The organism is Pseudomonas berkeleyensis (assembly GCF_014109765.1).
Lineage (GTDB): Bacteria > Pseudomonadota > Gammaproteobacteria > Pseudomonadales > Pseudomonadaceae > Aquipseudomonas > Aquipseudomonas berkeleyensis.
Genome location: NZ_CP059139.1, coordinates 2527899 through 2548852, shown reverse-complemented (window position 1 = coordinate 2548852; position 20954 = coordinate 2527899). Strand labels below are relative to the sequence as shown.

Below are 20954 nucleotides of genomic sequence, written 5' to 3'. Positions count from 1 at the left end.
ATCCGGGGCCGGCCAGGTGCTCGCTTGTGCCCGGAAAACCTGAAACCGCGTAACAGACCAACCCACAAGAACAAGAGGTAGTCACGCAATGAGCTCCATTCAACCTTCATGGCGCCGAGCACATCTTGCCGCCGCAATCAGCTTTGCCAGCCTTTTCGCACTCCCGGCTTCAGCGCTGACATTCAATATCGGGGAGATCGAAGGCCAGTTCGACTCGACCCTTTCGGTCGGCGCGAGCTGGGCACTGCGCAACCCCAAGCAGTCCTTGCTGGGGAGTAGCAGCGCTGACGATGGGCGACGCAACTTCGAGCAGGGCAAAACCTTCTCGAAGATCTTCAAGGGTATTCATGACCTGGAACTCAAGTACGGCGAAAGCGGCGTGTTCATACGCGGCAAGTACTGGTACGACTTCGAGCTCAAGGACGAAAATCGTCCCTTCAAGGATATCGACGATCACGGCCGTAGCGAGGGCGCCAAAGCAGCAGGCGCGCAGTTGCTCGATGCGTTCATCTACCACAGCTACATGATCGGCGATCTGCCCGGCACTGTACGCCTGGGGAAGCAGGTGGTGAGCTGGGGTGAAAGCACCTTCATCCAGGGCGGCATCAACGCCATCAACCCAGTGGATGTCGCTGCCTTCCGTCGACCAGGCGCGGAGATCAAGGAAGGCCTGATCCCGGTGAACATGTTCTTCGTCTCGCAGAACCTCACCGAGAACCTCTCGACCGAAGCCTTCTATCAACTGGAATGGGATCAAACCGTCCTCGACAACTGCGGCACGTTCTTCTCGCAGATCGACGTGATCGCCGACGGATGCAACGGTCTCGCAGCTGGCCCCGCACTCGGCCAGAACGCCGCCGCACGCGCCGCCCTCCTGCCGTTCGGTATCGATCTATCCAGCGAGGGAATCATCATGCCGCGCAGCGCCGACCGCGACCCACGCGACAGCGGCCAATGGGGCATGGCGTTACGCTGGTTCGCGCCAGAGTTGAACAGTGAATTCGCGGGCTACTTCATCAACTACCACAGTCGTCAGCCCTATTTCAGTACCACCACCGGGCCTAATGCCGCCGATATCGGCTTCGCGCCGCAACTGTGCGCCAACCTGTCCATACCTGGGCCTGGCTGCGCCGGTTTTCTGGGCAGTACAGCGGGACAGAGCCTTGTTCAAGCCTACCGACTGGGCACTGCAAGCTACTTCACTGCCTACCCGGAAGACATTCGTCTATACGGCCTGAGTTTCAGCACCAGCCTGGATACCGGCACGACCCTGGCAGGTGAGATCAGCTACCGCCCGAACATGCCCGTGCAGATAAACCCGGTTGACCTGACCACCGCGGTAGTCGGCATCACCCCCACCACCCCAATCCTGTCGTCTGGCGACGTCACCATCGCCAACAATCAGGACATCTACGGTTATCGCCGCAAAGAGGTCACTCAGGCGCAGATTACCGCTACGCACTTCTTCGATCAGGTAATGGGTGCTGACCGTGTCACGTTGATCGGTGAAGCAGGCATGACCTGGATCGGCGGCCTGGATGACAAGGATGGCGTGCGCTACGGCAGAAGTGCGATCTACGGCCAGGGCCAACTCTACCCAGACAATGGATTGTGCACAGCGGTCACCAACGCCTCGGCACCTGAGAACTGCAGCGACGATGGCTACGCCACTCGCAGCTCCTGGGGTTATCGAGTACGCGCCATCTGGGAGTACAGCAACCTGATCCCGGGCGTCCAGCTCAACCCCAGCCTGGCCTGGTCGCATGACGTCAAGGGCTACGGCCCCGAGCCCGGCTTCAACGAGGGCTCCAAGGCCGTCAGCGTGGGCCTCGATGCCACCTACCTGAGCACCTATACCGCCAGCCTGTCGTACACCGACTACTTCGGCGGTGATTACAACGTGAACGTTGACCGTGACTTCGTCGCGCTGAGCTTCGGCGTGTCCTTCTAAGCGGAGAAAAACAATGAAAATATCGCCTTTGATTCTTGCCTTGCTGGTTACCCTGAGTGGCAGCGCCCATGCAGCCGTTACCGCTGAGCAGGCGGCAGCGCTGGGCAGCGCTCTGACACCCAACGGCGCCGAGCGTGCCGGCAATGCCGATGGCTCCATCCCGGCCTGGACGGGGGGCTTGCCGAAAAGCGCAGGGTCGGTCGACGCCGCGGGCTTTCTCAGCAATCCATTCGCCACCGAACAACCGCTCTTCGTCATTACCGCCCAGAACACCGAGCAATACCGTGAGCAACTGAGCCAGGGACAACTGGCGATGTTCAAGCGCTATCCGGACAGCTATCGCCTGCGAGTGTTTCCCAGTCATCGCAGCGCGGCCCTGCCGGACGAGGTCTACCAGGCCATCGCTCGCAATGCTCGCACCACCACCCTGGTCAGTGGCGGCAACGGCCTGCAGGACTTCGAGATCGCCACCCCCTTCCCCATCCCGCAGAACGGCATGGAAGTGCTGTGGAACCACATCACCCGCTACCGGGGCGGCAGCGTCAAACGCACCCATGTGCAGGCCACGCCACTGGCCAATGGCACCTTCACACCGGTCTTTTTCAAGCAGCAGTTCAGTTACCGCGACAAGATCAAGGGCTTCGATCCGCAGAACCCCGGCAACGTGCTGTTCTACTACAAGCAACTGGTGACCGCGCCAGCACGCCTGGCCGGTGACGTGGTGCTGGTTCACGAGACACTCGACCAGGTCAAGGAACCGCGCATGTCGTGGATCTACAACGCCGGCCAGCGCCGTGTGCGCCGCGCCCCGCAGATCGCCTACGACGGCCCCTACCCGGCCTCCGAAGGTCAGCGCGTAGCGGACAACCTGGACATGTTCAACGGTGCGCCGGATCGCTACGAGTGGAAGCTGCTCGGCAAGAAGGAGTTGTACATCCCCGACAACAACTACTCGCTCGACTCGCCCCAGTTGAAATACGCCGACCTGGTCAAGCCGGGTCACATCAACCCCGACCTGACCCGCTACGAGAAACATCGCGTCTGGGTGGTCGAGGCCACGCTCAAGCCGGGCGAACGTCATATCTATGCCAAACGTACGCTGTACTTCGATGAAGACACCTGGCAGATCGTTCTGGCCGACCACTACGACGCACGTGGCACACTTTGGCGAGTCGCTGAAGGTTTCCAGACCTACCGCTACGATCTGCAAATTCCCTGGCTGGGCGTAGAGGCACTATACGATCTCATCAACGGTCGCTACATCGTCTCCGGGATGCGCAACGAAGAACGCGACTCCGTGGAGTTCGGCCAGGAATCACTGGCGGCGGAGTACACGCCAACGGCCCTGCGCAATGCAGGTGTGCGCTAGCTGCCACGCCCTACTCCTCGATGAAACGGCCGCCTGTCAGAAAGCGGTCGTTTTCCTGTCCTACTGATGGTGTCATCCATAACTGCACGCGCAGCCTACGGAACCGCCATACCTATCGGCATGGCGGTCTGTTCGTGATTCAGCGACCGAGCAATTGCCGAGGACAAGCGTATGCAATCTGATCAGCCAGAAACGATGGGAAAGGGTGAGAGCGGCCAAATCACGGACGTGATCAGCATGAAAAATTAGGTAAGGAAACTGGAGGTGGACCCTACCAGCCACACCCCGGCACACAATGTTCCCGCTATGGCTGCTCCCTTCCGGGCCTGACCAGGTTAACGGGTAATCGTTGCGAGGGGACCGGCAGGGCCACCATAACGCTGCTCGCCATTGCGACGAGCCGCGCCATTGTAACGACTAAACGCAAAGTTACAACTGCTTCAAACACTTAGACACGGAAACGGCCCACTAATTGAGCCAGCCCATGGGACAGCTCGGACAGATGCTGGCTGGCCCGCGTGCTCTGTTCGGAGGTTTGCGCCGCCTCATTGGACAGATCGCGAATATCGCTGATGTTGCGCGCAATCTCCTCAGTGACGCTGCTCTGTTCCTCGCAGGCCGTGGCGATCTGCGCGGCCATGTCGTTGATGCGCTGTACCGAATCACCGGTCACGCTCAGCGCCTGATCGACGCCAGCAGCCTGCTCCACACTCTGCCGCGCCCGGGCGCTGCCCGAGTGCGTGGCCTTGACCGCGTTCTGCACGCCGGCTTGCAGGCGCTCGATCATCTGCTGGATGTCCTTGGTCGACTCCTGGGTACGCGCGGCCAGCGCCCGCACCTCGTCAGCGACCACGGCGAAACCACGCCCCTGCTCGCCCGCCCTTGCCGCTTCGATGGCGGCGTTGAGCGCCAGCAGGTTGGTCTGTTCAGCAATGCCCTTGATCACCGCCAGTACCGCGCCGATATTGGCCGTCTCCTGCTCCAAGGTCTGGATGGTGTCGGATGCGCTTTCCACTTCCTGAGCCAGTTGGCGGATCGAATGAATGGTCGCACCGACCACCTGGGCACCTTCGCGCGACTGGGCCTCGGCATGACGCGCCGCGTCGGCAGCGTTCTGCGCATTACGCGCCACTTCATGTACCGCCACGCTCATTTCGGTAGCCGCGGTGCTGACCTGATCCACGGCGGCGTGCTCGCTGCTAATCAAGCGATCATTGGCAGCCGCCATGCCGGCCAGGCTCTGTGCAGACTCGGCCACCTCACCGGTCACCCGGCCAACTTCCTTGATCAGCGGCTGCAGCTTGTCGAGGAAGCGGTTGAAGGCATGGCTGAGCTTGCCCAACTCGTCCTTGGACAGCACATCCAGACGCACACGCAGGTCACCATCGCCATCGGCGATCTGTTCGATGCGATACAGCAGGTTATGCAACGGTCGCGTAACCAGTACCGGGAACCCCACCACCAGCACCAGGCACACCAGCAAGCCAACGGCGATGATGACGCCTTGTTGCCAGGCCAGCGATTCGCCATGGGCGATGGCAGCGGTACCGACGGCGTTGGCGGCGTTGTCCTCCAGCTCGCCGAGTTTGTCGATGGCGCTGCGTGCCTCTTCGAACTGCGCCTCGCTCTCGGCGAAGCTGAGGCGACTAGCGCCATTCGGGTCACTGGCCGTCATTTCCAGAACCCGCAGGGACGTCGCCTTCCAGCGCTCGAAGCCGCGGTCGAACTCGGCCACCAGGGCCAGCGCCTCACTGCCGGGCTGCATCGCGGCGAACTTGTGCACCCGGTCATAGGCCTGTTGCAGGTTCTCGGCATGCGAAGCGCGCAGGTCAGCAGCATGGGTACCGGCGTCTTCGTCGAGCAGGCTTCGTTCGGCGACGAAGGCCTGGTAAAGGTCACGATCCGCGTTGAGCAACAGGCTGATGGCTGGCAGATGTCGATTGGTCAGCGTGGTACTGGATTCGGCCACCTGGGTGATGCCGCGCATACCCAGCACCCCCATGCTCACCATCAAGGCGGCCAGCAACAAAATGGGCAGGGCGATTTTCCAGCGGAACCCCAGATCGGAGAAAGCGCGCAACATGGTGGCACTCCAGTATTAGGCAGGTAGCTGAAGCTTAGCTGAGCCTTGCCAAGCCGTTCTACAGCCGCGCAAAAACCACGAAAGATTCTGCTGCTGAGCTAACCTTCTCCAAGACCACCCGCGCCACTCGTCGCATCCCGCAGTTCGGCCATGATGAGCATTCCCGAGGCACGCGCACGCCACCTCAGGAGCAACCATGGCCAATTCGCACAGCCCTTTCCATCCGATCATCTACGTACGTGGCTACGCCATGACACCGGGAGAGATCGACCAGACCAGTGCCGACCCCTTCTGCGGCTTCAACCTCGGCTCTACCGTTTACCGTGCGGTAGCGGAAAAGACTCGCCAGCCACGCAAATTCGTTTTCGAGTCGCCGGTGATCCGTCTGGCCTCGGAGTTCGACTACCAGGACGTTTACGAAGACGGCTACGACATTCTCGACCCGGAATGGGCCGCTGACCCGGACAACCGCCTGGGCAGTCGCTCGATCATCATCTACCGCTATTACGACGAAGCCTCACGGCTGCTCGGCATTGGTACCACGCCGAGCCTGGAAGTATTCGCCAGCAAGCTCGGTGAGTTGATTCTCAAGGTGCGCGAGCTGGTATGCGCCAACCCGAAGAACGCCATCAGCAAGGCCGACTTCCGTTGCCACCTGGTAGCCCATTCGATGGGTGGGCTGGTGTGCCGAGGCCTGCTGCAGAACCCCAAGCTGGATCCGGGTGGCGCGGCCAAGCTGGTGGACAAGGTGTTCACCTACGCCACACCGCACAACGGTATCGACCTGCTCGGCATCAACCCGCCAAGCTGGCTGAGCCTGAGCGACATCAGCAATTTCAACCGCCAGCGCCTGGCGACTTTTCTGGATCTGGAAGCAGCCTATAAGCTCACCGAGCGCGTCGATTGGCTCCCCGAAGCGCGCTTTCCTTCGAAGCGTTTCTTTTGCATGGTTGGTACCAACCGCATGGACTATGAAGCCGGCCTCGGCCTGTCGCGAACCTTCGCAGGTCATGGCAGCGACGGCCTGGTGCGCATCGACAATGCCACCCTCAACGGCCTGGATGCACGCGGCAAACCGGCAGCCCCTTGCGCCAAGGCGTTCGCCTACCGAGCACATTCGGGCTACTTCGGCATCGTCAACAGTGAAGAGGCTTACCAGAACCTCACACGCTTTCTGTTCGGTGACGTGCGTGTGGACATCTGGGCCGAAGTCGATGCCGTCACCCTGCCCAAGGAGCTGCGCAAGGCCGAAAGCCAGGGACAAACGGTCAACGCCCTGTACCAGTTCGAGGTGCTCACCGCGCCACGCGGCAAACTCTGGTACCTGAGCCGGCGCACCGCCGAGGAAGATTCGGTGGCCTGTCTCGCCCACCAGCACTGGCTCAAAGCACCACGAGAGAATGGCAAGCTGTACCTCGGCAGCCTGTTTCTCGCTGACCGGGCGCGTGTGAACAGCAGGCGCAAAGGGCTGGCCTATACCTTGACCTTCAACGTGCGGGTGCCGGACTACGAGGTGGAGCGCAAGCTATGGGTCAACCAGCATTACGAGGGCAGCTACCTGTTCCGCAACAGCCTGGTTCTGGAGATCACTCCACCCAGTGCCGTCAATGGCTGGCAGGTTAGCCACGCCTGGCAGAATCAGGGGGTACACAGCGCCGACAGCACGCTCGATGGCAACCTCCAGAAGGACGGCAGCCTGGAGGTCGAGGTGCCGTTCGACAGCGCCAGCGAACCCGGCATCCGCGGCAGGCTGCGTTTTTTGGTCGCACGCTGGAACCACGAGGGCTGATGCGACACTAAGCCCTATCGGAAGTGTCTGTTGCGGCACTGCCGAGCCATCCCTTTTATGTTAGCGTTCCCCACGTTTTCGACTGCACAGCATTCTGCCTGCCGCGTCGAACCTCTTACCTGCAAACGGAGTTACATCATGGCAATCACCAAAGACCAACTGATCAGCGACCTGGCCGAGGCCGTTTCCCTGCCGAAAGCCACTGTCCGCACCCTGATCGATCAGTTGGGCGAAATTGTCGGCGACGCACTGGAAAACGACGGTGAGATCACCCTGCCAGGCATCGGCAAGCTGAAAGTGAGCGAGCGCCCGGCCCGCACCGGCCGTAACCCGCAAACCGGCAAAAGCATCGAAATCGCTGCCAAGAAAGTGGTCAAGCTGGTACCTGCCAAGGCCCTGACCGACGCACTGAACTGATTCAGAGTCTGGCCGCGCCCCTGCCTGGGTCGCGGCCTTCTTCTATCCCGCCTTAGTCAGCCAGCACCTCGACGCTACCGCGCATACCGGCCTGGTAATGCCCGGCGATCAAGCAAGCGAACTCGAATTCGCCGGCTCGGTTGAACGTCCAGATCATCTCGCCCTGTGCTTCTGGCGCGACATGCGCCATATACGCCTCGCCATGCGCCATCCCCGTGCCCTTGAGCATTTCAGCGGCATGTTCGTCCAGCGTCTGCCGCGTCCCCAGCACGAATTCATGCATCAACTTGCCATCATTGCGATGGACGAAGCGGATGGTTTCGCCCTGCTTGACCTGCAACTTCTCAGGGGTGAAGCGCATGTTGTCGCCCATGCGAATCTCCACGGTACGATCGACCTGGTCAGCCTGCCCGGCAATGCCCCACGGCTTCTGCTCCGGCCCGTGATCCATCATGTTCATTGCGCCATGCCCGGCGTGGCTGTCTTCCTGAGCCTGAGCCTGCAGCACAGGTAGCAGTGCAACCAGAAACAGGGCCGGCAAGGTGTAGGAACGTCGTTTCATCTGTCCTTCTCCAATCATTCGTGTCGTTCACGCGCGGTTAAGCGCGCACGGCGGCCGACTGCTGCAGCCGGCGTCAGGCCGTGGTTGAAAGGTTTGCGATCAGGAGAAAGAAAGACGGGGTGGGCGCTCGGGTGTGTCCGGCACCACGGAGACCAGGCGCTCGTTCAACGCCTGAGGCGGCTCCGCGCGATGCGCCTGACCGGTCTGGGCGAAGGATTGGTCGATCACCGCCGCACTGACGCAGAACGCACAAAGGCTGCAGGAGGTGGCCTTCGCCGGGTGATGCATGCCGGGCTTCCCGTCATCGCCGTGCATCATCACCGCAGACTGAGCGCCATGCTCGGGCATGGCATGCAACGCGCCGCTGCCATGCACCTGCTGGCAAAGCTGCATGCCGAAGGCTGCCATCGCCTGCATCGGCAAGGCCAGCATCAGCAAACAGACCAGGGCGGTACGCAGCCGTTTGAGCATGGAAGGACGGGAGCCGATCAGAAAAATACAAGCCTCGATTATCCACCTCTGACACCCATCCTCCAAGCCCGTTCACAAACTCAAGTGCCCGCTGTACAACCCATATCCCGCCAGCAGCGCGGTCAGCAGCACCGCGATGAAGATCAGCCATTCGTAATGCCTGAAAAGCGCTTGCCCCAGTTCTTGCTTGGCCTTGTGGAACAGCAGCACGCCAGGCGCATAGAGCAGTGCCGAAAGCAGCAGGTACTTGACCCCGCCGGCATACAGCAGCCAGATGGCATAGAAGGTCGCCAGCAGGCCGATCAGCAGATCCTTGCGCCGCACGCCGACCTGTCCGTCGTAAGTCTCGCCGCGCAGTACCAGTAGCAAGGCGTAGACCGACGACCACAGGTACGGCACCAGGATCATCGAGGATGCCAGGTAGATCAGCGACAGGTAGGTGCCCTGGGCGAACAGGATGATCAGCAGGAACAGCTGGATCATCGTATTGGTCAGCCACAGCGCATTGGTGGGCACCTGGTTGGCGTTTTCCCGGCGCAGGAAGGCCGGCATGGTGCCGTCCTTGGCCGAAACGAAGAGGATCTCCGCACACAGCAGCGCCCAGGACAGCAACGCACCGAGCAGCGAAACCGCCAGGCCGATGCTGATGAACACGGCCCCCCAGCGGCCCACCACATGCTCCAGCACACCTGCCATGGAAGGGTTCTGCAGCGCAGCCAGGTCGGGCTGGCTCATCACCCCGAGCGACAGCAGGTTGACCAGCATCAGCAGCGCCAGCACGCCGAGAAAACCGATCACCGTGGCCTTGCCCACATCGCTGCGGCGCTCGGCTCGCGAGGAGTAGACGCTGGCGCCCTCGATGCCGATGAACACGAACACGGTGACCAGCATCATGTTGCGCACCTGCTCCAGTACGCTGCCGAACTGCGGGTTGCTGCGCCCCCAGATGTCGCGAGTGAATATCTCGCGGTCGAAGGCCAGACCGACGATGACGATGAACAGCAGGATCGGCACCAGCTTGGCCACGGTGGTGATCAGGTTGATCAGCGCCGCTTCCTTGATTCCGCGTAGCACCAGGGCATGCACACACCAGAGCAATACCGAGGCGCAACCGATCGCCAGTGGCGTATTGCCCTCACCGAAGGCGGGAAAGAAGTACCCCAGCGTCGAGAACAGCAGGACGAAGTAACCGACATTGCCCAGCCAGGCGCTGATCCAATAGCCCCAGGCCGACGAGAAGCCCATGTAGTCGCCAAGCCCGGTCTTGGCGTAGACGTACACGCCTCCGTCCAGCTCCGGCTTGCGATTGGCCAGGTTCTGGAACACGAAAGCCAGCGCCAGCATGCCCACCGCGGTGATGCACCAGCCGATCAGCACCGCACCGACATCGGCGCGCGCGGCGATATTCTGCGGCAGCGAGAAGATGCCACCTCCCACCATCGAGCCCACCACCAGCGCGGTCAGCGATCCCAGGCCCAGCTTGCGACTTTCCCCTGTCATGACCACCTCGTGCTTGAGCTTTCGACCTCACTCTAGCAGCCCGACAGCAGCCTGATGCCAAAACGGCAGACTGATCCAAGCGCCTGATCACCCCTGCGCCGAAGATGCCCGACGCAGTTGCGCTACCGTTACTTCAGCCATCACGAGGTCATTCGCCATGCAGCCCTCCCCCAACCTGGGCGCCGGCAGTCCCGGCGTCGAACGCAACACCCAAGCCTTTCTCGAAGCGCTCGCCGCAGGTGGCGGCACGCCACTGGAACAACTACCGCCAGCGCAGGCCCGAGCCGTGCTCACAGGCGCACAAGCCTCGGTCGAGATCGATCTTTCTGCCGTGCAAGCGCGCGAACACGACATCGAGGTCGCCGGCCAGAGCCTCAAGCTGGTCGTAGTACGTCCCGCAGGCAGTCAGGGTGAACTGCCGGGGTTCATGTTCTTCCACGGCGGCGGCTGGGTACTGGGCGACTACCCCACCCACGCGCGACTGATCCATGACCTGGTACTGCACTCCGGTGCCGCCGCGATCTACGTCGATTACACGCCATCCCCCGAAGCCAAGTACCCGACCGCGATCAACCAGGCGTACGCAGCCACCCAGTGGGTAGCCGCCAATGGCAGACAGATCGGTATCGATGGGTCGCGCCTGGCCGTGGCCGGCAACAGCGTCGGCGGCAACATGGCCGCCGTGGTGGCTCTGAAAGCCAAGGAGGCCGGCACGCCCAAGCTGCGTTTCCAACTGCTGCTGTGGCCGGTGACCGACGCCAGTTTCAACAACGCGTCGTACAACCAGTTCGCCGACGGCCACTTCCTGACTCGCGCGATGATGGAGTGGTTCTGGGACAACTACACCACCGACCCCACGCAGCGTAACGAGATCCATGCATCGCCACTTTGTGCCCGCCTGGAGCAGCTACAAGGCCTACCTCCCGCCCTGGTACAGACGGCCGAGATGGACGTGCTGCGCGACGAAGGCGAAGCCTACGCTCGTCGCCTGGGCACGGCCGGCGTAGCGGTCAGCGCCGTGCGCTACAACGGCATGATCCATGACTACGGCCTGCTCAACGTGATCGCCGAGGTACCTGCCGTACGCACGGCGATGCAGCAGGCCGGCGCGGCCCTGCGCGAACACCTGGCCTGAACACCACAGCCCGATACCAGAACCGTAGTCCCATCCAATCCAGGCGGTGGCCGCTTTGCGATAGTCCCGGCGTCTACCCGACGGCAACGACCGACGGGATGCGTGCATCGACCACCGCCTCACCGACAGGTAACCGCTATGAGCAATCCAAAAACCGAAGTCCTCACCCCTCAGAACAGCCAGCTGATCTTCATCGACCAGCAGCCGCAGATGGCCTTCGGCGTGCAGAGCATCGACCGGCAAACCCTGAAGAACAACACCGTGGGCCTGGCCAAGGCGGCCAAGATCTTCAACGTGCCGACCATCATCACCACGGTCGAGACCGAGAGTTTCTCCGGCCACACCTACCCCGAGCTGCTCGCCGTGTTCCCCGACGCGCCGCTGCTCGAGCGCACCTCGATGAACTCCTGGGATGACCAGAAAGTCCGCGATGCGCTGAAGAAAAATGGCCGCAACAAGATCATCGTTTCCGGCCTGTGGACCGAGGTGTGCAACACCACCTTCGCCCTGTCGGCCATGCACGATGCCGGCTACGAGATCTACATGGTCGCCGACGCTTCCGGTGGTACCTCGCAAGCCGCTCATGACTATTCCATGCAGCGCATGATCCAGGCCGGCGTAGTACCGGTGACCTGGCAACAGGTACTGCTGGAATGGCAACGCGACTGGAAGAACCGTGATACCTACGACGCCGTCATGGCGCTGGTCAAGGAGCACTCCGGTGCCTATGGCATGGGCGTGGATTACGCCTACACCATGGTGCACAAGGCGCCGGAGCGCGTGCAGCACGGCCCGACCCTGGCACCGATCGCGGCGCCCATCTGAGCCATTGAAATTCGATTCAGCAGCGCGCAGCGATGCGCGCCGCTGGATCGACAGGCCCAAGGTTTTGAGCAGAGTCGCCAGCATGAGCGAGACGCAGTCGGAAACCGTCACCCTGGTGGTACGCCATCAGGTTCGCGCAAACCACGTGCCGCGTTACGAATCCTGGCTGCGGCGCATCATCGCCACTGCCAGCCAATGCCCCGGTCACCTGGGCGTCGACGTGGTGCGCAGCCATCAGGCCCGTGTGGCGCAATTCACCTGCGTGCTGCGTTTCACCAGCCTGGAACGACTGCAGAACTGGATCGACTCCGAGCAGCGGCGCCAACTGATCGCCGAAGTCGAGCCGCTGCTACGCACGGGTGATCAGCTGGAAATCGCCGAGAACAAGGAATTCTGGTTCGTGCCGGAAACCGCACAAGCCCCTCCGCCACGCTGGAAACAGAGCTGCGTGACCTTCCTCGTGATCCTCCCATTGAGCCTGCTCGTACCGCTGCTCTGGCAACCCCTGTTTCAACGCATACCGTGGCTCGGCGGTTATCTGCCGAGCAATGTCGTGATCACCCTGAGCATCGTTGTGCTCGTGGTGTACCTGTTCATGCCCATCGCCACGCGACTGTTCGCCGCCTGGCTGAGCCCAACCGTAGACGAGGATCGACCATGAGCCAGGATCCCAGCGACCCGAAACGCCGCCACTTTCTCGCCACCAGTAGCGTCCTTGGCGCCGCCGGCGCATTGTGGTCAGCACTGCCCTTCGCGGCCATGGCCAGCGACTCATCCGCCAGTTCATCAGGAGGCAACATGAGTGCCGATCTCATTCTGTTCAACGGCCGGCTGCACACGGTCGACCGTGAAAAACCGCAGGCCAGCGCCGTGGCCATCAAGGACGGGCGCTTCGTCGCCGTAGGCAGCGATGCCGAAGCCATGGCCCTGCGCGGTGACGCCACCCGCGTGGTCGACCTGCAGAAGCGTACGGTGATCCCTGGCCTCAACGACTCGCACCTGCACCTGATCCGCGGCGGCCTCAACTACAACCTGGAACTGCGCTGGGAAGGCGTGCCGTCGCTGGCCGACGCCTTGCGCATGCTCAAGGAACAGGCCGACCGCACGCCGACGCCGCAATGGGTGCGTGTGGTCGGCGGCTGGACCGAGTTCCAGTTCGCCGAGAAACGCCTGCCGACCCTGGACGAGTTGAACAAGGCCGCGCCGGACACCCCGGTGTTCGTGCTGCATCTCTATGACCGCGCCCTGCTCAACCGTGCCGCGCTACGTGCCGTCGGCTACGACAAGAACACCCCGAACCCGCCCGGCGGCGAGATTCAGCGCGATGCCAGCGGCGAGCCCACCGGCATGCTGATCGCCCGCCCCAACGCGTTGATTCTCTACGCCACCCTGGCCAAGGGGCCGAAGCTGCCGCTGGAGTATCAGGTCAACTCAACGCGTCAATTCATGCGCGAACTCAACCGCCTGGGCGTGACCAGCGCCATCGATGCCGGCGGCGGCTACCAGAACTATCCCGATGATTATCAGGTGATCCAGGAACTGGCCGCGCAGGATCAACTCACCGTGCGCATCGCCTACAACCTGTTCACCCAGAAACCCAAGGAAGAACTGCAGGACTTCCAGGCCTGGAGCAAGATCGTCAAGCCGGGCGACGGCACCGACTTCCTCCGCCACAACGGTGCCGGCGAGATGCTGGTGTTCTCCGCCGCCGACTTCGAGGACTTTCTCGAACCTCGTCCCGATCTGGCGCCCAGCATGGAAGCCGAGCTGGAGCCGGTGGTACGCCACCTGGTCGAGCAGCGCTGGCCGTTCCGCCTGCACGCCACCTATGACGAATCCATCTCGCGCATGCTCGACGTGTTCGAGAAGGTCGACCGCGATATGCCGTTCAACGGCCTGCCGTGGCTGTTCGACCACGCCGAGACCATCAGCCCGCGCAACATCGAACGGGTACGAGCGCTTGGCGGCGGCATCGCCATCCAGCACCGCATGGCCTTTCAGGGCGAATACTTCATCGACCGCTACGGCGCCAAGGCCGCCGAGGCCACCCCGCCGATCCAGCGCATGCTGGCCGAAGGCATCCCGGTCGGCGGCGGCACCGACGCCACCCGCGTGGCCAGCTACAACCCGTGGACGGCGCTGTACTGGCTGGTCAGCGGCAAGACGGTCGGCGGCACCACGCTGAATCCGCAGGGCCTGTCACGCAACACCGCCCTGCAACTGTTCACCCACGGCAGCGCCTGGTTCTCCAGCGAGCAAGGCAAGAAGGGCCAGATCAAGGTGGGCCAGCTCGCCGACCTGGTGGCGCTGTCGGCGGACTTCTTCAGCGTCGAGGAAGAACAGATCAAGTGGCTGGAATCGGTGCTCACCGTAGTCGGCGGCAAGGTCGTGCATGCCACGTCCGAGTTCGACAAACTCGCACCGCCCACGCTGCCGGTACTACCGGACTGGTCACCCGTAGCCAAGGTGCCCGGCCACTGGAAGCCAGTCGCGGCACCGCTGTCGGCGAGCATCCACCAATGCATCGGCGCCTGTGCGGTACACCAGCACCAGCATGATCGCGCCCGCCGCAGCAGTGTGCCGGTCAGCGATCACCAGGGCTTCTGGGGCGCCTTCGGCTGCTCGTGCTTTGCGTTCTGATATGGCCAGCGAAAAGGCTTCGCCCTGGGGCGCCCTCAAGCACGACACGTTCCGCTGGTTGTGGCTGGCCAGTATCGCCTCGAACATCGGCACCTGGATGCACGAGGTCGGTGCCGGCTGGCTGATGACCAGCCTGTCGAGCAACCCCATGCACGTGGCGCTGGTGCAGGTAGCCGGCAGCGCGCCAATGTTCCTCCTGGCGCTGCCGGCCGGGGCCATGGCCGACATCATCGACAAGCGTCGTTACCTGCTGATCGTGCAGGTATGGATGGCCGCCGTGGCGACGCTGCTGGCGACTCTGACGCTGCTCGGGCTGACCACGGTCTGGCTGTTGCTCGGCCTGACCCTGGCCATGGGCGTCGGTACCGCGCTGATGATGCCGGCCTGGTCGGCGCTGACGCCGGAGCTGGTGAGCAAGCGCGACCTGCCCTCGGCCATTGCCCTGTCGAGCCTCGGCATCAACGTCGCCCGCGCGCTCGGCCCGGCCATCGCCGGGGTACTGGTCAGCCTCAGCGGGCCGTGGGCGACCTTCGCCCTCAACGCCCTGTCGTTCTTCGCGGTGATGGCGGTGCTGCTGACCTGGAAGCGCGAGCGCCAGGTCGCCGCCTTCCCGGCCGAACGCCTGCTCGGCGCCATTCGTGCCGGCTGGCGTTACAGCCGTGCCTCACGTCCATTGCAATCGGTGCTGGTGCGCGCAGCAGCCTTCTTCGTTGGCGCCAGTGCCGGCACCTCGTTGCTACCGCTGATCGTACGGGGCGAGCTGAAAGGCAGCGCCAGTGACTTCGGCCTACTGCTGGGTAGCGTCGGTATCGGCGCGGTGCTCGGCGCCATGCTGCTGCCCAGGCTGCGCGAGCGCATCAGCGCCAACCATCTGGTGGCCATGGCCAGCGTGCTCTACGCCCTGGTGCTGCTGGCCCTGGCCTGGGTGCGCGACTTCGCCGTGCTGCTGCCGGTGATGCTGCTCAGCGGCGCGGCATGGATCGCAGTGCTGTCCAGCCTGCAGGTCAGCGCGCAGACGTCAGTGCCGGACTGGGTGCGAGCCCGCGCGCTGTCGGTATACATCCTGGTGTTCTTCGGCAGCATGGCCGCCGGCGGCGCGCTGTGGGGTTACGTCGCCAGTCATGCGTCGATTCCCGTCGCCCTGCTCGCTGCTTCCGGCTGCCTGGTTCTCGGTCTGTTGCTGACGCCGCGCTTCACCCTGCCGGTGACCGAAAGCGAAGACCTGGCGCCCTCGCTGCACTGGCCGGCACCGATCCTCGCCGACGAGGCCGATCGTGAACGTGGCCCGGTGATGATCACCCTGCAGTACGACATCGCGCCGGAGCATGTGGCAGGCTTTCGCCAGGCAATGGTCGAGGTCGCCCGCATGCGCAAGCGTAACGGCGCATTTTCCTGGGGGCTGGTACAGAACAGCGAGAACCCGCGGCACTGGCAGGAGTTCTTCTTCGATGAGTCCTGGCTCGAACACCTGCGCCATCACGGCCGGGTAACCCGCGCCGAACAACGCATCGAGGCGGCGGCCCGACGCTTCCAGAGTCCGGACGTGGCGGTGCATATCGAACACTTTCTGATGCCAGCCAAGGGCGCCTCTCAGCCTGCGGAGTCGTCTCATGCCAGCTCCTGACGAGAGCGACTGCAGAGCGCAGGGCGCGACGGGCTAGATGGCATATGCCGCGTCACGCACTGTTCATCCACGGCATCTGGCTCACGCCTGCAATCTGGGAGCCGTTCCAGCGCCGTTTCAGCGCCTGCGGTTATCGCTGCAGCGCACCGCCCTGGCCGCCAGACCAGGGCGGGCGGCAACCGGGCATCAGCGCCCTCCTCGATCACTACGAAGCGCACATTCGCAACCTCGGCCAGCCGCCACTGCTGATCGGGCATGACCTCGGCGGCCTGCTGGTGCAATTGCTCCTCAACCGTGGCCTGGGCCAGGCCGGCATCGCCATCGACCCATTGCCGTCACGGGCCAGCCTGGCCGGCTTGTATGGCGCCTGGCCCTGGCTGCTGCACTGGGCAGGCTGGCGTCACCTGCTGTACATGACACCGCAGTATTTCGCGCGCAATATGGCGCAAACCCTGACGCCGACCCAGCAAAACGCTGCCTATGCGCAGCACATCGTCCCGGCGCCAGGCCGGGTGTTGTTCGAAGCGGCACTGGGCCTTGGCAAGCGTGTCGACTTTGCCAATGCCGAGCGCGCACCACTGCTGCTGATCGCCGGTGGCTGCGCCCGCATCGTTCGCGCCAGCACGGTGGCCGCCACCTACCGCCATCATCGGCGCTCGGCCGCTATCACCAGCTTCAAGCAGTTTCCAGGCTACAGCCACTGGCTGATCGCCGAACCCGGGTGGGAAAGAGTTGCCGACTACTGCATCGAATGGGCACAGAATCAAGTTGGACGCTTCTAGACCGTACACCTCACAGCTTCGCCTCAGCGTCGTGCTGGCCTTGCTTTGCATGGTGCTGTTCAGCGCCGCCGCGCAGGCAGACCGAAGCGGGCTGGAGCAGCAGCTGGAACATCGCCGCTGGACACTCAATGACGACAGCCCCAGCCAGATCGGCGCCTTGGCGGAAACCCACGACGGCTACCTGTGGCTGGGCACGCACGACTCCCTGTACCGCTTCGACGGTTTCGAATTCACCAGCTACCGCACACCCGATGGCCATGACCTGGGAATCGTCTCCAGCCTGTTGGCCAGCGACGCCGGGTTATGGGTAGGCCTGCGCAACGGCGGCGTCTACCTGATCACCTCGGAGAAGGAGCAACCCAGCCGCTTCGACCTCGGCAGCGGCGTGATCTACGCCCTGGCGCGAACGGCAGATGGCAGCGTCTGGGCAGCGGCCAACGACGGCCTGCTGCGCTACGACGGTAAAGGCTGGCAGCGCCTGGGCAGCGCAGAGGGCTTTCTCGGCAACAATGCCTACAGCGTGCTGGTCGACAGCAGCGACCGACTCTGGGTCGCCGACGAACAGCGCCTCTACGTTCTCCAGCCTGGCGCCCGAGCGCTGCGCGATACCGGCATTCGCAGCAATCGCACGCGGCAGATGATGCAGGCTCCCGATGGAGCGCTGTGGCTGATCGAACGCGACCGCGAAAGCCTGCTTCGAGTCGACATCGGCTCGGCATTATTGCAGACAAGCCGCATCGCCATCGGTGCCGAAGCCAACGCCATGCTGTTCGATCTGCATGGTTGCCTGTGGCTGAGCACAGCAGGTAGCGGCCTGCTGCATGTGGCCAAACCCAACGAGCATGGCAGCGCCGGGTTCGATACCAGCGAGCGCTTCACCGCCCGCGACGGGCTCAGCTCCGACTTCGCCTGGCCACTGCTCGAGGACAGCGACGGCAGCCTGTGGATCGGTACGCAGAACGGCCTGGATCGTTTGCGCGAACGCCCCCTGCTTCCCGCTGGTTTTCCCACCAACGCGCACAACCTGGCATTGGGCGCCGATGACCAGGGCAACCTCTGGGCGGGTAGCAGCAACCTGCCTGTCATGCGTCTGAACGACGACGGCCTGCATCAACTGCCGCTGCACACGCCAATCAGTGCGATCAGCAAGGCACCGGATGGCTCGGTCTGGCTGGCCGGCCCCGAGGGCATCTGGCGCAGTATCGGTGAACAACTGGAGAAGGTCTCGGCCCTGCCTGTCGAGCGCGACCTGGACTCATCGGTACGTACCTTGCTGATCGACCGCCAGGGTGCAGTCTGGCTGTCACTCAACCGCCAGGGGCTCTACGTACTACGTGAGGGCCAGTGGCAGCGGCTACCGCCCCCCAGCGCCAACCCGACGCAACTGATGCCGGTAAGCTCTGCGCTGGCGCCCGACGGGCAGCGCTGGTTCGGTTACCGCGACAACCTGCTCGTCAGCCATGACGAGCAGGGCGAGCATCGCTGGGGGAGCGCCGAAGGCCTGGACATCGGTCATGTGACGGCGATGGCTCATCTGCAGGATCACAGCTGGTTCGGCGGACAGCGAGGCCTGGCGCGCTTCGATGGCAAGCGTTTCCAGAATCTGCCATTGAGCGAGAACGGCCTGTTCGACAACCTTTACGCCATCATTCCCGTGGCCAGTGCACAGGGCGAAGACTTGTGGCTGCAGGGCAAGGGCGGCGTATTTCAATTGCCGGCCGAGGAGATCGCCAAGGCTCTGAACGACCCACGCCACCCTATCCGTTATCGCACCTATGACCTGCAAGGCGGTCTGGCCAATGACCCGCAGCAGGTGCTTGCTCTGCCAACGGCCGTGCGTACCGCCCAGGGGCGCCTGTGGTTCGTGACCCGCAATGGCGTGGCCGGGCTGAAGCCCGGCTGGCAGGTGCAAAACAGCAAGGCTCCCAAGGTCAGCATCGAGTCACTGGTCGCCGACGGTGCAGGCATCTCGCTGCAAGCGCCAATGATCCTGCCTGCCGACAGCAAGCGCCTGGCCATTCGTTACAGCGCCCTGAGCCTGTCGGCTCCCGAAGGGCTGCGTTTTCTCTACCGACTCGATGGTTTCGACAACGACTGGCACTCCGCCGGGCGCCAGCGCGAGGCGACCTACACCGGCCTGCCTGCCGGCTCCTATCGTTTTCGCGTACGCGCGCTCAATCAGGATGGCGTACCCAGCGAGCAGGATGCCGAACTGAGCTTCAGCATCGGGCAGATGTTCTACCGCCATCCTCTGTTCATCCTGGCCGTGGCACTGAGCGTGCTGCTGGTGCTGCACCTGCTCTACCGCAGCAACATGCAGCGCGCCGCCGAGCGCCTGCGCACGCGCCTGGAAGAACGCCACGATGAACGTGAACGCATCGCACGCGAATTGCACGACACCCTGCTGCAAGGCGTGCAAGGCCTGGTGCTGCACGTGCAGGCCGCAGCGGATAGCCTGCCAGCCGATCAACCGGCGCGAACGAAGTTGGAAAATGCCCTGGATCGTGCTGACCAGGTGATCGCCGAAGGTCGTGAGCGCGTGCGTAACCTGCGTCACGCGCAGGAGGCGTCGAGCGACCTGCCGCAGACGCTGCGCGAACTCGATCAGTTGCACGAGCATGCTGACACCGACTATCAGGTCGAGATCGCCGGCACGCCCTGCGCCCTGCATCCGGTGGTGCATGACGAACTCAGCCAGCTCGCCCGCGAAGCCGTCAGCAATGCCTTCCGGCATGCCAACGCAAGCCACATACGCGTGCGCCTGGATTACAACCCTCGGCAGTTCTCGTTATCCGTCAGTGACGATGGTCGTGGCCTGCTGGCCGAGTACCTGCAAGGCGCGGAACCGGTCGACCACTGGGGGCTGAAAGGCATGTACGAACGCGCCGCCAAGATCGGCGGCACCTTGAATATTCAAAGTGCACCTGGCCACGGCTGCCTGGTGCAGTTGGCTCTGGCCGGGCCCTTGGCCTACCGGCAGCCGCACCCGCGCGCACGACGCTGGCTACACTGGAAACGATTGATCAGGAGCTCTCAGCCATGACAGCCGCCAACCCCATCCGCGTACTGGTCGCGGATGATCATCCCCTGCTGCGCGAAGGCATCGCCGCCGTGCTCGCCGGGCAAGAGGACATCGATCTGGTCGGCGAAGCCAGCGATGGTCGCGAGGCACTGGAACGCTTTCGCCAACTGCGTCCGGACGTGACCCTGATGGATCTGCAAATGCCGCGCATGAACGGTATCGACAGCATCCTGGCGATTCGCGGCGAATGCCCGGATGCACGCATTGCCATTCTCACCACCTATCGCGGCGACGTGCGCGCGCTGCACGCCATTCAGGCAGGCGCACAGGCCTATCTGCTGAAAAGCAGCCTGCGCAAGGAGCTGGTGGAGACGATCCGTACCCTGGCCGCGGGCAAGCGTCACATTCCGCCGGAGATCGCCGCCGACCTGGCCGCGCACATCGGCCAGCAAAGCCTCAGCCCGCGTGAAGTCGAGGTTCTCCAGGCGGCCGCACTGGGTTATTCCAATCGCGACATCGCCCTGCAACTGCGCATCACCGAAGACACGGTCAAAGGTCACATGCGCCTGATCATGGACAAGCTGAGCGCAAACAACCGTACCCATGCCGTGGCTATCGCCGTGCAACGCGGCGTACTGGAGATCGGCACCCCACTTTAGTGTTGCCGCCTTTCCCCTCCTTGTGAGCTGTGCGCGGCCAGAGGCGCCGCGCATGCTTGGCATCCAGTCACACAAGGAAGCTTCCAGATGGGGTCGTTCGGGGATTTTCGTGCAGTAGCGCCCTG

The 20954-nt window shown here is 63.3% G+C and carries 15 protein-coding genes, 1 other RNA gene and 2 pseudogenes; 12 read left to right on the top strand and 6 right to left on the bottom strand.

Features of this window, described 5'->3' with window-relative positions; genetic code table 11:
- The first annotated feature begins 88 nt into the window (after positions 1-88).
- On the top strand, positions 89-1951 hold the full coding sequence (locus tag HS968_RS11845; RefSeq protein WP_182371390.1) for a DUF1302 domain-containing protein: 1863 nt from the start codon (positions 89-91) through the stop codon (positions 1949-1951).
- 13 nt (positions 1952-1964) lie between these two features.
- Positions 1965-3320 (top strand): DUF1329 domain-containing protein, encoded by a 1356-nt coding sequence (locus HS968_RS11840; protein ID WP_182371389.1) that lies wholly within the window; start codon positions 1965-1967, stop codon positions 3318-3320.
- Between the two features lie 269 nt (positions 3321-3589).
- On the opposite strand, the gene ffs is transcribed toward HS968_RS11840, so the two are convergent.
- The 3 genes and pseudogenes from ffs to HS968_RS26690 all read right to left on the bottom strand — a co-directional run.
- Positions 3590-3686: signal recognition particle sRNA small type (ffs, locus tag HS968_RS11835), an RNA gene on the bottom strand.
- A gap of 82 nt (positions 3687-3768) precedes the next feature.
- A pseudogene (locus HS968_RS26695) lies at positions 3769-4365 on the bottom strand (methyl-accepting chemotaxis protein); the annotation flags it as partial.
- Positions 4366-4674: 309 nt separating this feature from the next.
- Positions 4675-5307: pseudogene (locus tag HS968_RS26690) on the bottom strand (MCP four helix bundle domain-containing protein); the annotation flags it as partial.
- A 292-nt stretch (positions 5308-5599) separates the two neighbouring features.
- On the opposite strand from HS968_RS26690, the gene HS968_RS11825 reads away from it, so the two are divergent.
- Positions 5600-7192 (top strand): alpha/beta hydrolase family protein, encoded by a 1593-nt coding sequence (locus HS968_RS11825; RefSeq protein ID WP_182371387.1) that lies wholly within the window; start codon positions 5600-5602, stop codon positions 7190-7192.
- Positions 7193-7330: 138 nt separating this feature from the next.
- Positions 7331-7609, top strand: a complete 279-nt coding sequence (locus HS968_RS11820; protein WP_013715180.1) for an HU family DNA-binding protein — start codon at positions 7331-7333, stop codon at positions 7607-7609.
- A 52-nt stretch (positions 7610-7661) separates the two neighbouring features.
- Here HS968_RS11820 and HS968_RS11815 read toward each other — a convergent pair whose 3' ends face one another.
- The 3 genes from HS968_RS11815 to arcD all read right to left on the bottom strand — a co-directional run bounded on the left by HS968_RS11815 (position 7662) and on the right by arcD (position 10142).
- On the bottom strand, positions 7662-8171 hold the full coding sequence (locus HS968_RS11815) for a cupredoxin domain-containing protein (protein WP_182371386.1): 510 nt from the start codon (positions 8169-8171) through the stop codon (positions 7662-7664).
- A 99-nt stretch (positions 8172-8270) separates the two neighbouring features.
- A complete protein-coding gene (locus HS968_RS11810) occupies positions 8271-8642 on the bottom strand; it encodes a hypothetical protein (RefSeq protein WP_182371385.1) in 372 nt (123 codons plus the stop codon).
- A 72-nt stretch (positions 8643-8714) separates the two neighbouring features.
- Complete coding sequence (gene arcD / locus HS968_RS11805) at positions 8715-10142, bottom strand: arginine-ornithine antiporter (protein WP_182371384.1); 1428 nt, start codon at positions 10140-10142, stop codon at positions 8715-8717.
- A gap of 157 nt (positions 10143-10299) precedes the next feature.
- Here arcD and HS968_RS11800 point away from each other — a divergent pair, with 157 nt between their 5' ends.
- The 8 genes from HS968_RS11800 to HS968_RS11765 all read left to right on the top strand — a co-directional run bounded on the left by HS968_RS11800 (position 10300) and on the right by HS968_RS11765 (position 20829).
- Positions 10300-11277 (top strand): alpha/beta hydrolase, encoded by a 978-nt coding sequence (locus HS968_RS11800; protein WP_182371383.1) that lies wholly within the window; start codon positions 10300-10302, stop codon positions 11275-11277.
- Positions 11278-11415: 138 nt separating this feature from the next.
- Positions 11416-12102 (top strand): hydrolase, encoded by a 687-nt coding sequence (locus tag HS968_RS11795; RefSeq protein ID WP_179621708.1) that lies wholly within the window; start codon positions 11416-11418, stop codon positions 12100-12102.
- Positions 12103-12184: 82 nt separating this feature from the next.
- The gene (locus HS968_RS11790; protein ID WP_179621709.1) at positions 12185-12763 is read left to right on the top strand and encodes an antibiotic biosynthesis monooxygenase; all 579 of its coding nucleotides are present in this window, start codon (positions 12185-12187) and stop codon (positions 12761-12763) included.
- A 137-nt stretch (positions 12764-12900) separates the two neighbouring features.
- On the top strand, positions 12901-14742 hold the full coding sequence (locus HS968_RS11785) for an amidohydrolase (protein ID WP_182371616.1): 1842 nt from the start codon (positions 12901-12903) through the stop codon (positions 14740-14742).
- A 1-nt stretch (position 14743) separates the two neighbouring features.
- A complete protein-coding gene (locus tag HS968_RS11780; protein WP_182371382.1) occupies positions 14744-16366 on the top strand; it encodes an MFS transporter in 1623 nt (540 codons plus the stop codon).
- 44 nt (positions 16367-16410) lie between these two features.
- Entirely contained in the window at positions 16411-17148 is a 738-nt protein-coding gene (locus tag HS968_RS11775) for an alpha/beta fold hydrolase (protein WP_182371381.1), read from the top strand.
- Positions 17135-20191, top strand: a complete 3057-nt coding sequence (locus tag HS968_RS11770; protein WP_238338941.1) for a sensor histidine kinase — start codon at positions 17135-17137, stop codon at positions 20189-20191. Before HS968_RS11775 ends, HS968_RS11770 begins: the two co-directional genes overlap by 14 nt.
- Positions 20188-20829: a response regulator gene (locus HS968_RS11765; RefSeq protein ID WP_182371380.1), complete on the top strand. Its 642-nt coding sequence runs from the start codon at positions 20188-20190 to the stop codon at positions 20827-20829. The genes HS968_RS11770 and HS968_RS11765 overlap by 4 nt, the downstream gene beginning before the upstream one ends.
- Positions 20830-20954 lie beyond the last annotated feature (125 nt).

Bases quoted from the DNA above. Each gene is read 5' to 3' on its own strand.
- HS968_RS11790 (WP_179621709.1), top strand. From the start codon at position 12,185: ATGAGCGAGACGCAGTCGGAAACCGTCACCCTGGTGGTACGCCATCAG.
- HS968_RS11825 (WP_182371387.1), top strand. From the start codon at position 5,600: ATGGCCAATTCGCACAGCCCTTTCCATCCGATCATCTACGTACGTGGC.
- HS968_RS11780 (WP_182371382.1), top strand. From the start codon at position 14,744: ATGGCCAGCGAAAAGGCTTCGCCCTGGGGCGCCCTCAAGCACGACACG.
- HS968_RS11810 (WP_182371385.1), bottom strand. From the start codon at position 8,642: ATGCTCAAACGGCTGCGTACCGCCCTGGTCTGTTTGCTGATGCTGGCC.
- HS968_RS11800 (WP_182371383.1), top strand. From the start codon at position 10,300: ATGCAGCCCTCCCCCAACCTGGGCGCCGGCAGTCCCGGCGTCGAACGC.
- HS968_RS11765 (WP_182371380.1), top strand. From the start codon at position 20,188: ATGACAGCCGCCAACCCCATCCGCGTACTGGTCGCGGATGATCATCCC.
- HS968_RS11795 (WP_179621708.1), top strand. From the start codon at position 11,416: ATGAGCAATCCAAAAACCGAAGTCCTCACCCCTCAGAACAGCCAGCTG.
- arcD (WP_182371384.1), bottom strand. From the start codon at position 10,142: ATGACAGGGGAAAGTCGCAAGCTGGGCCTGGGATCGCTGACCGCGCTG.
- HS968_RS11815 (WP_182371386.1), bottom strand. From the start codon at position 8,171: ATGAAACGACGTTCCTACACCTTGCCGGCCCTGTTTCTGGTTGCACTG.
- HS968_RS11845 (WP_182371390.1), top strand. From the start codon at position 89: ATGAGCTCCATTCAACCTTCATGGCGCCGAGCACATCTTGCCGCCGCA.
- HS968_RS11785 (WP_182371616.1), top strand. From the start codon at position 12,901: ATGAGTGCCGATCTCATTCTGTTCAACGGCCGGCTGCACACGGTCGAC.
- HS968_RS11775 (WP_182371381.1), top strand. From the start codon at position 16,411: ATGCCGCGTCACGCACTGTTCATCCACGGCATCTGGCTCACGCCTGCA.
- HS968_RS11840 (WP_182371389.1), top strand. From the start codon at position 1,965: ATGAAAATATCGCCTTTGATTCTTGCCTTGCTGGTTACCCTGAGTGGC.
- HS968_RS11820 (WP_013715180.1), top strand. From the start codon at position 7,331: ATGGCAATCACCAAAGACCAACTGATCAGCGACCTGGCCGAGGCCGTT.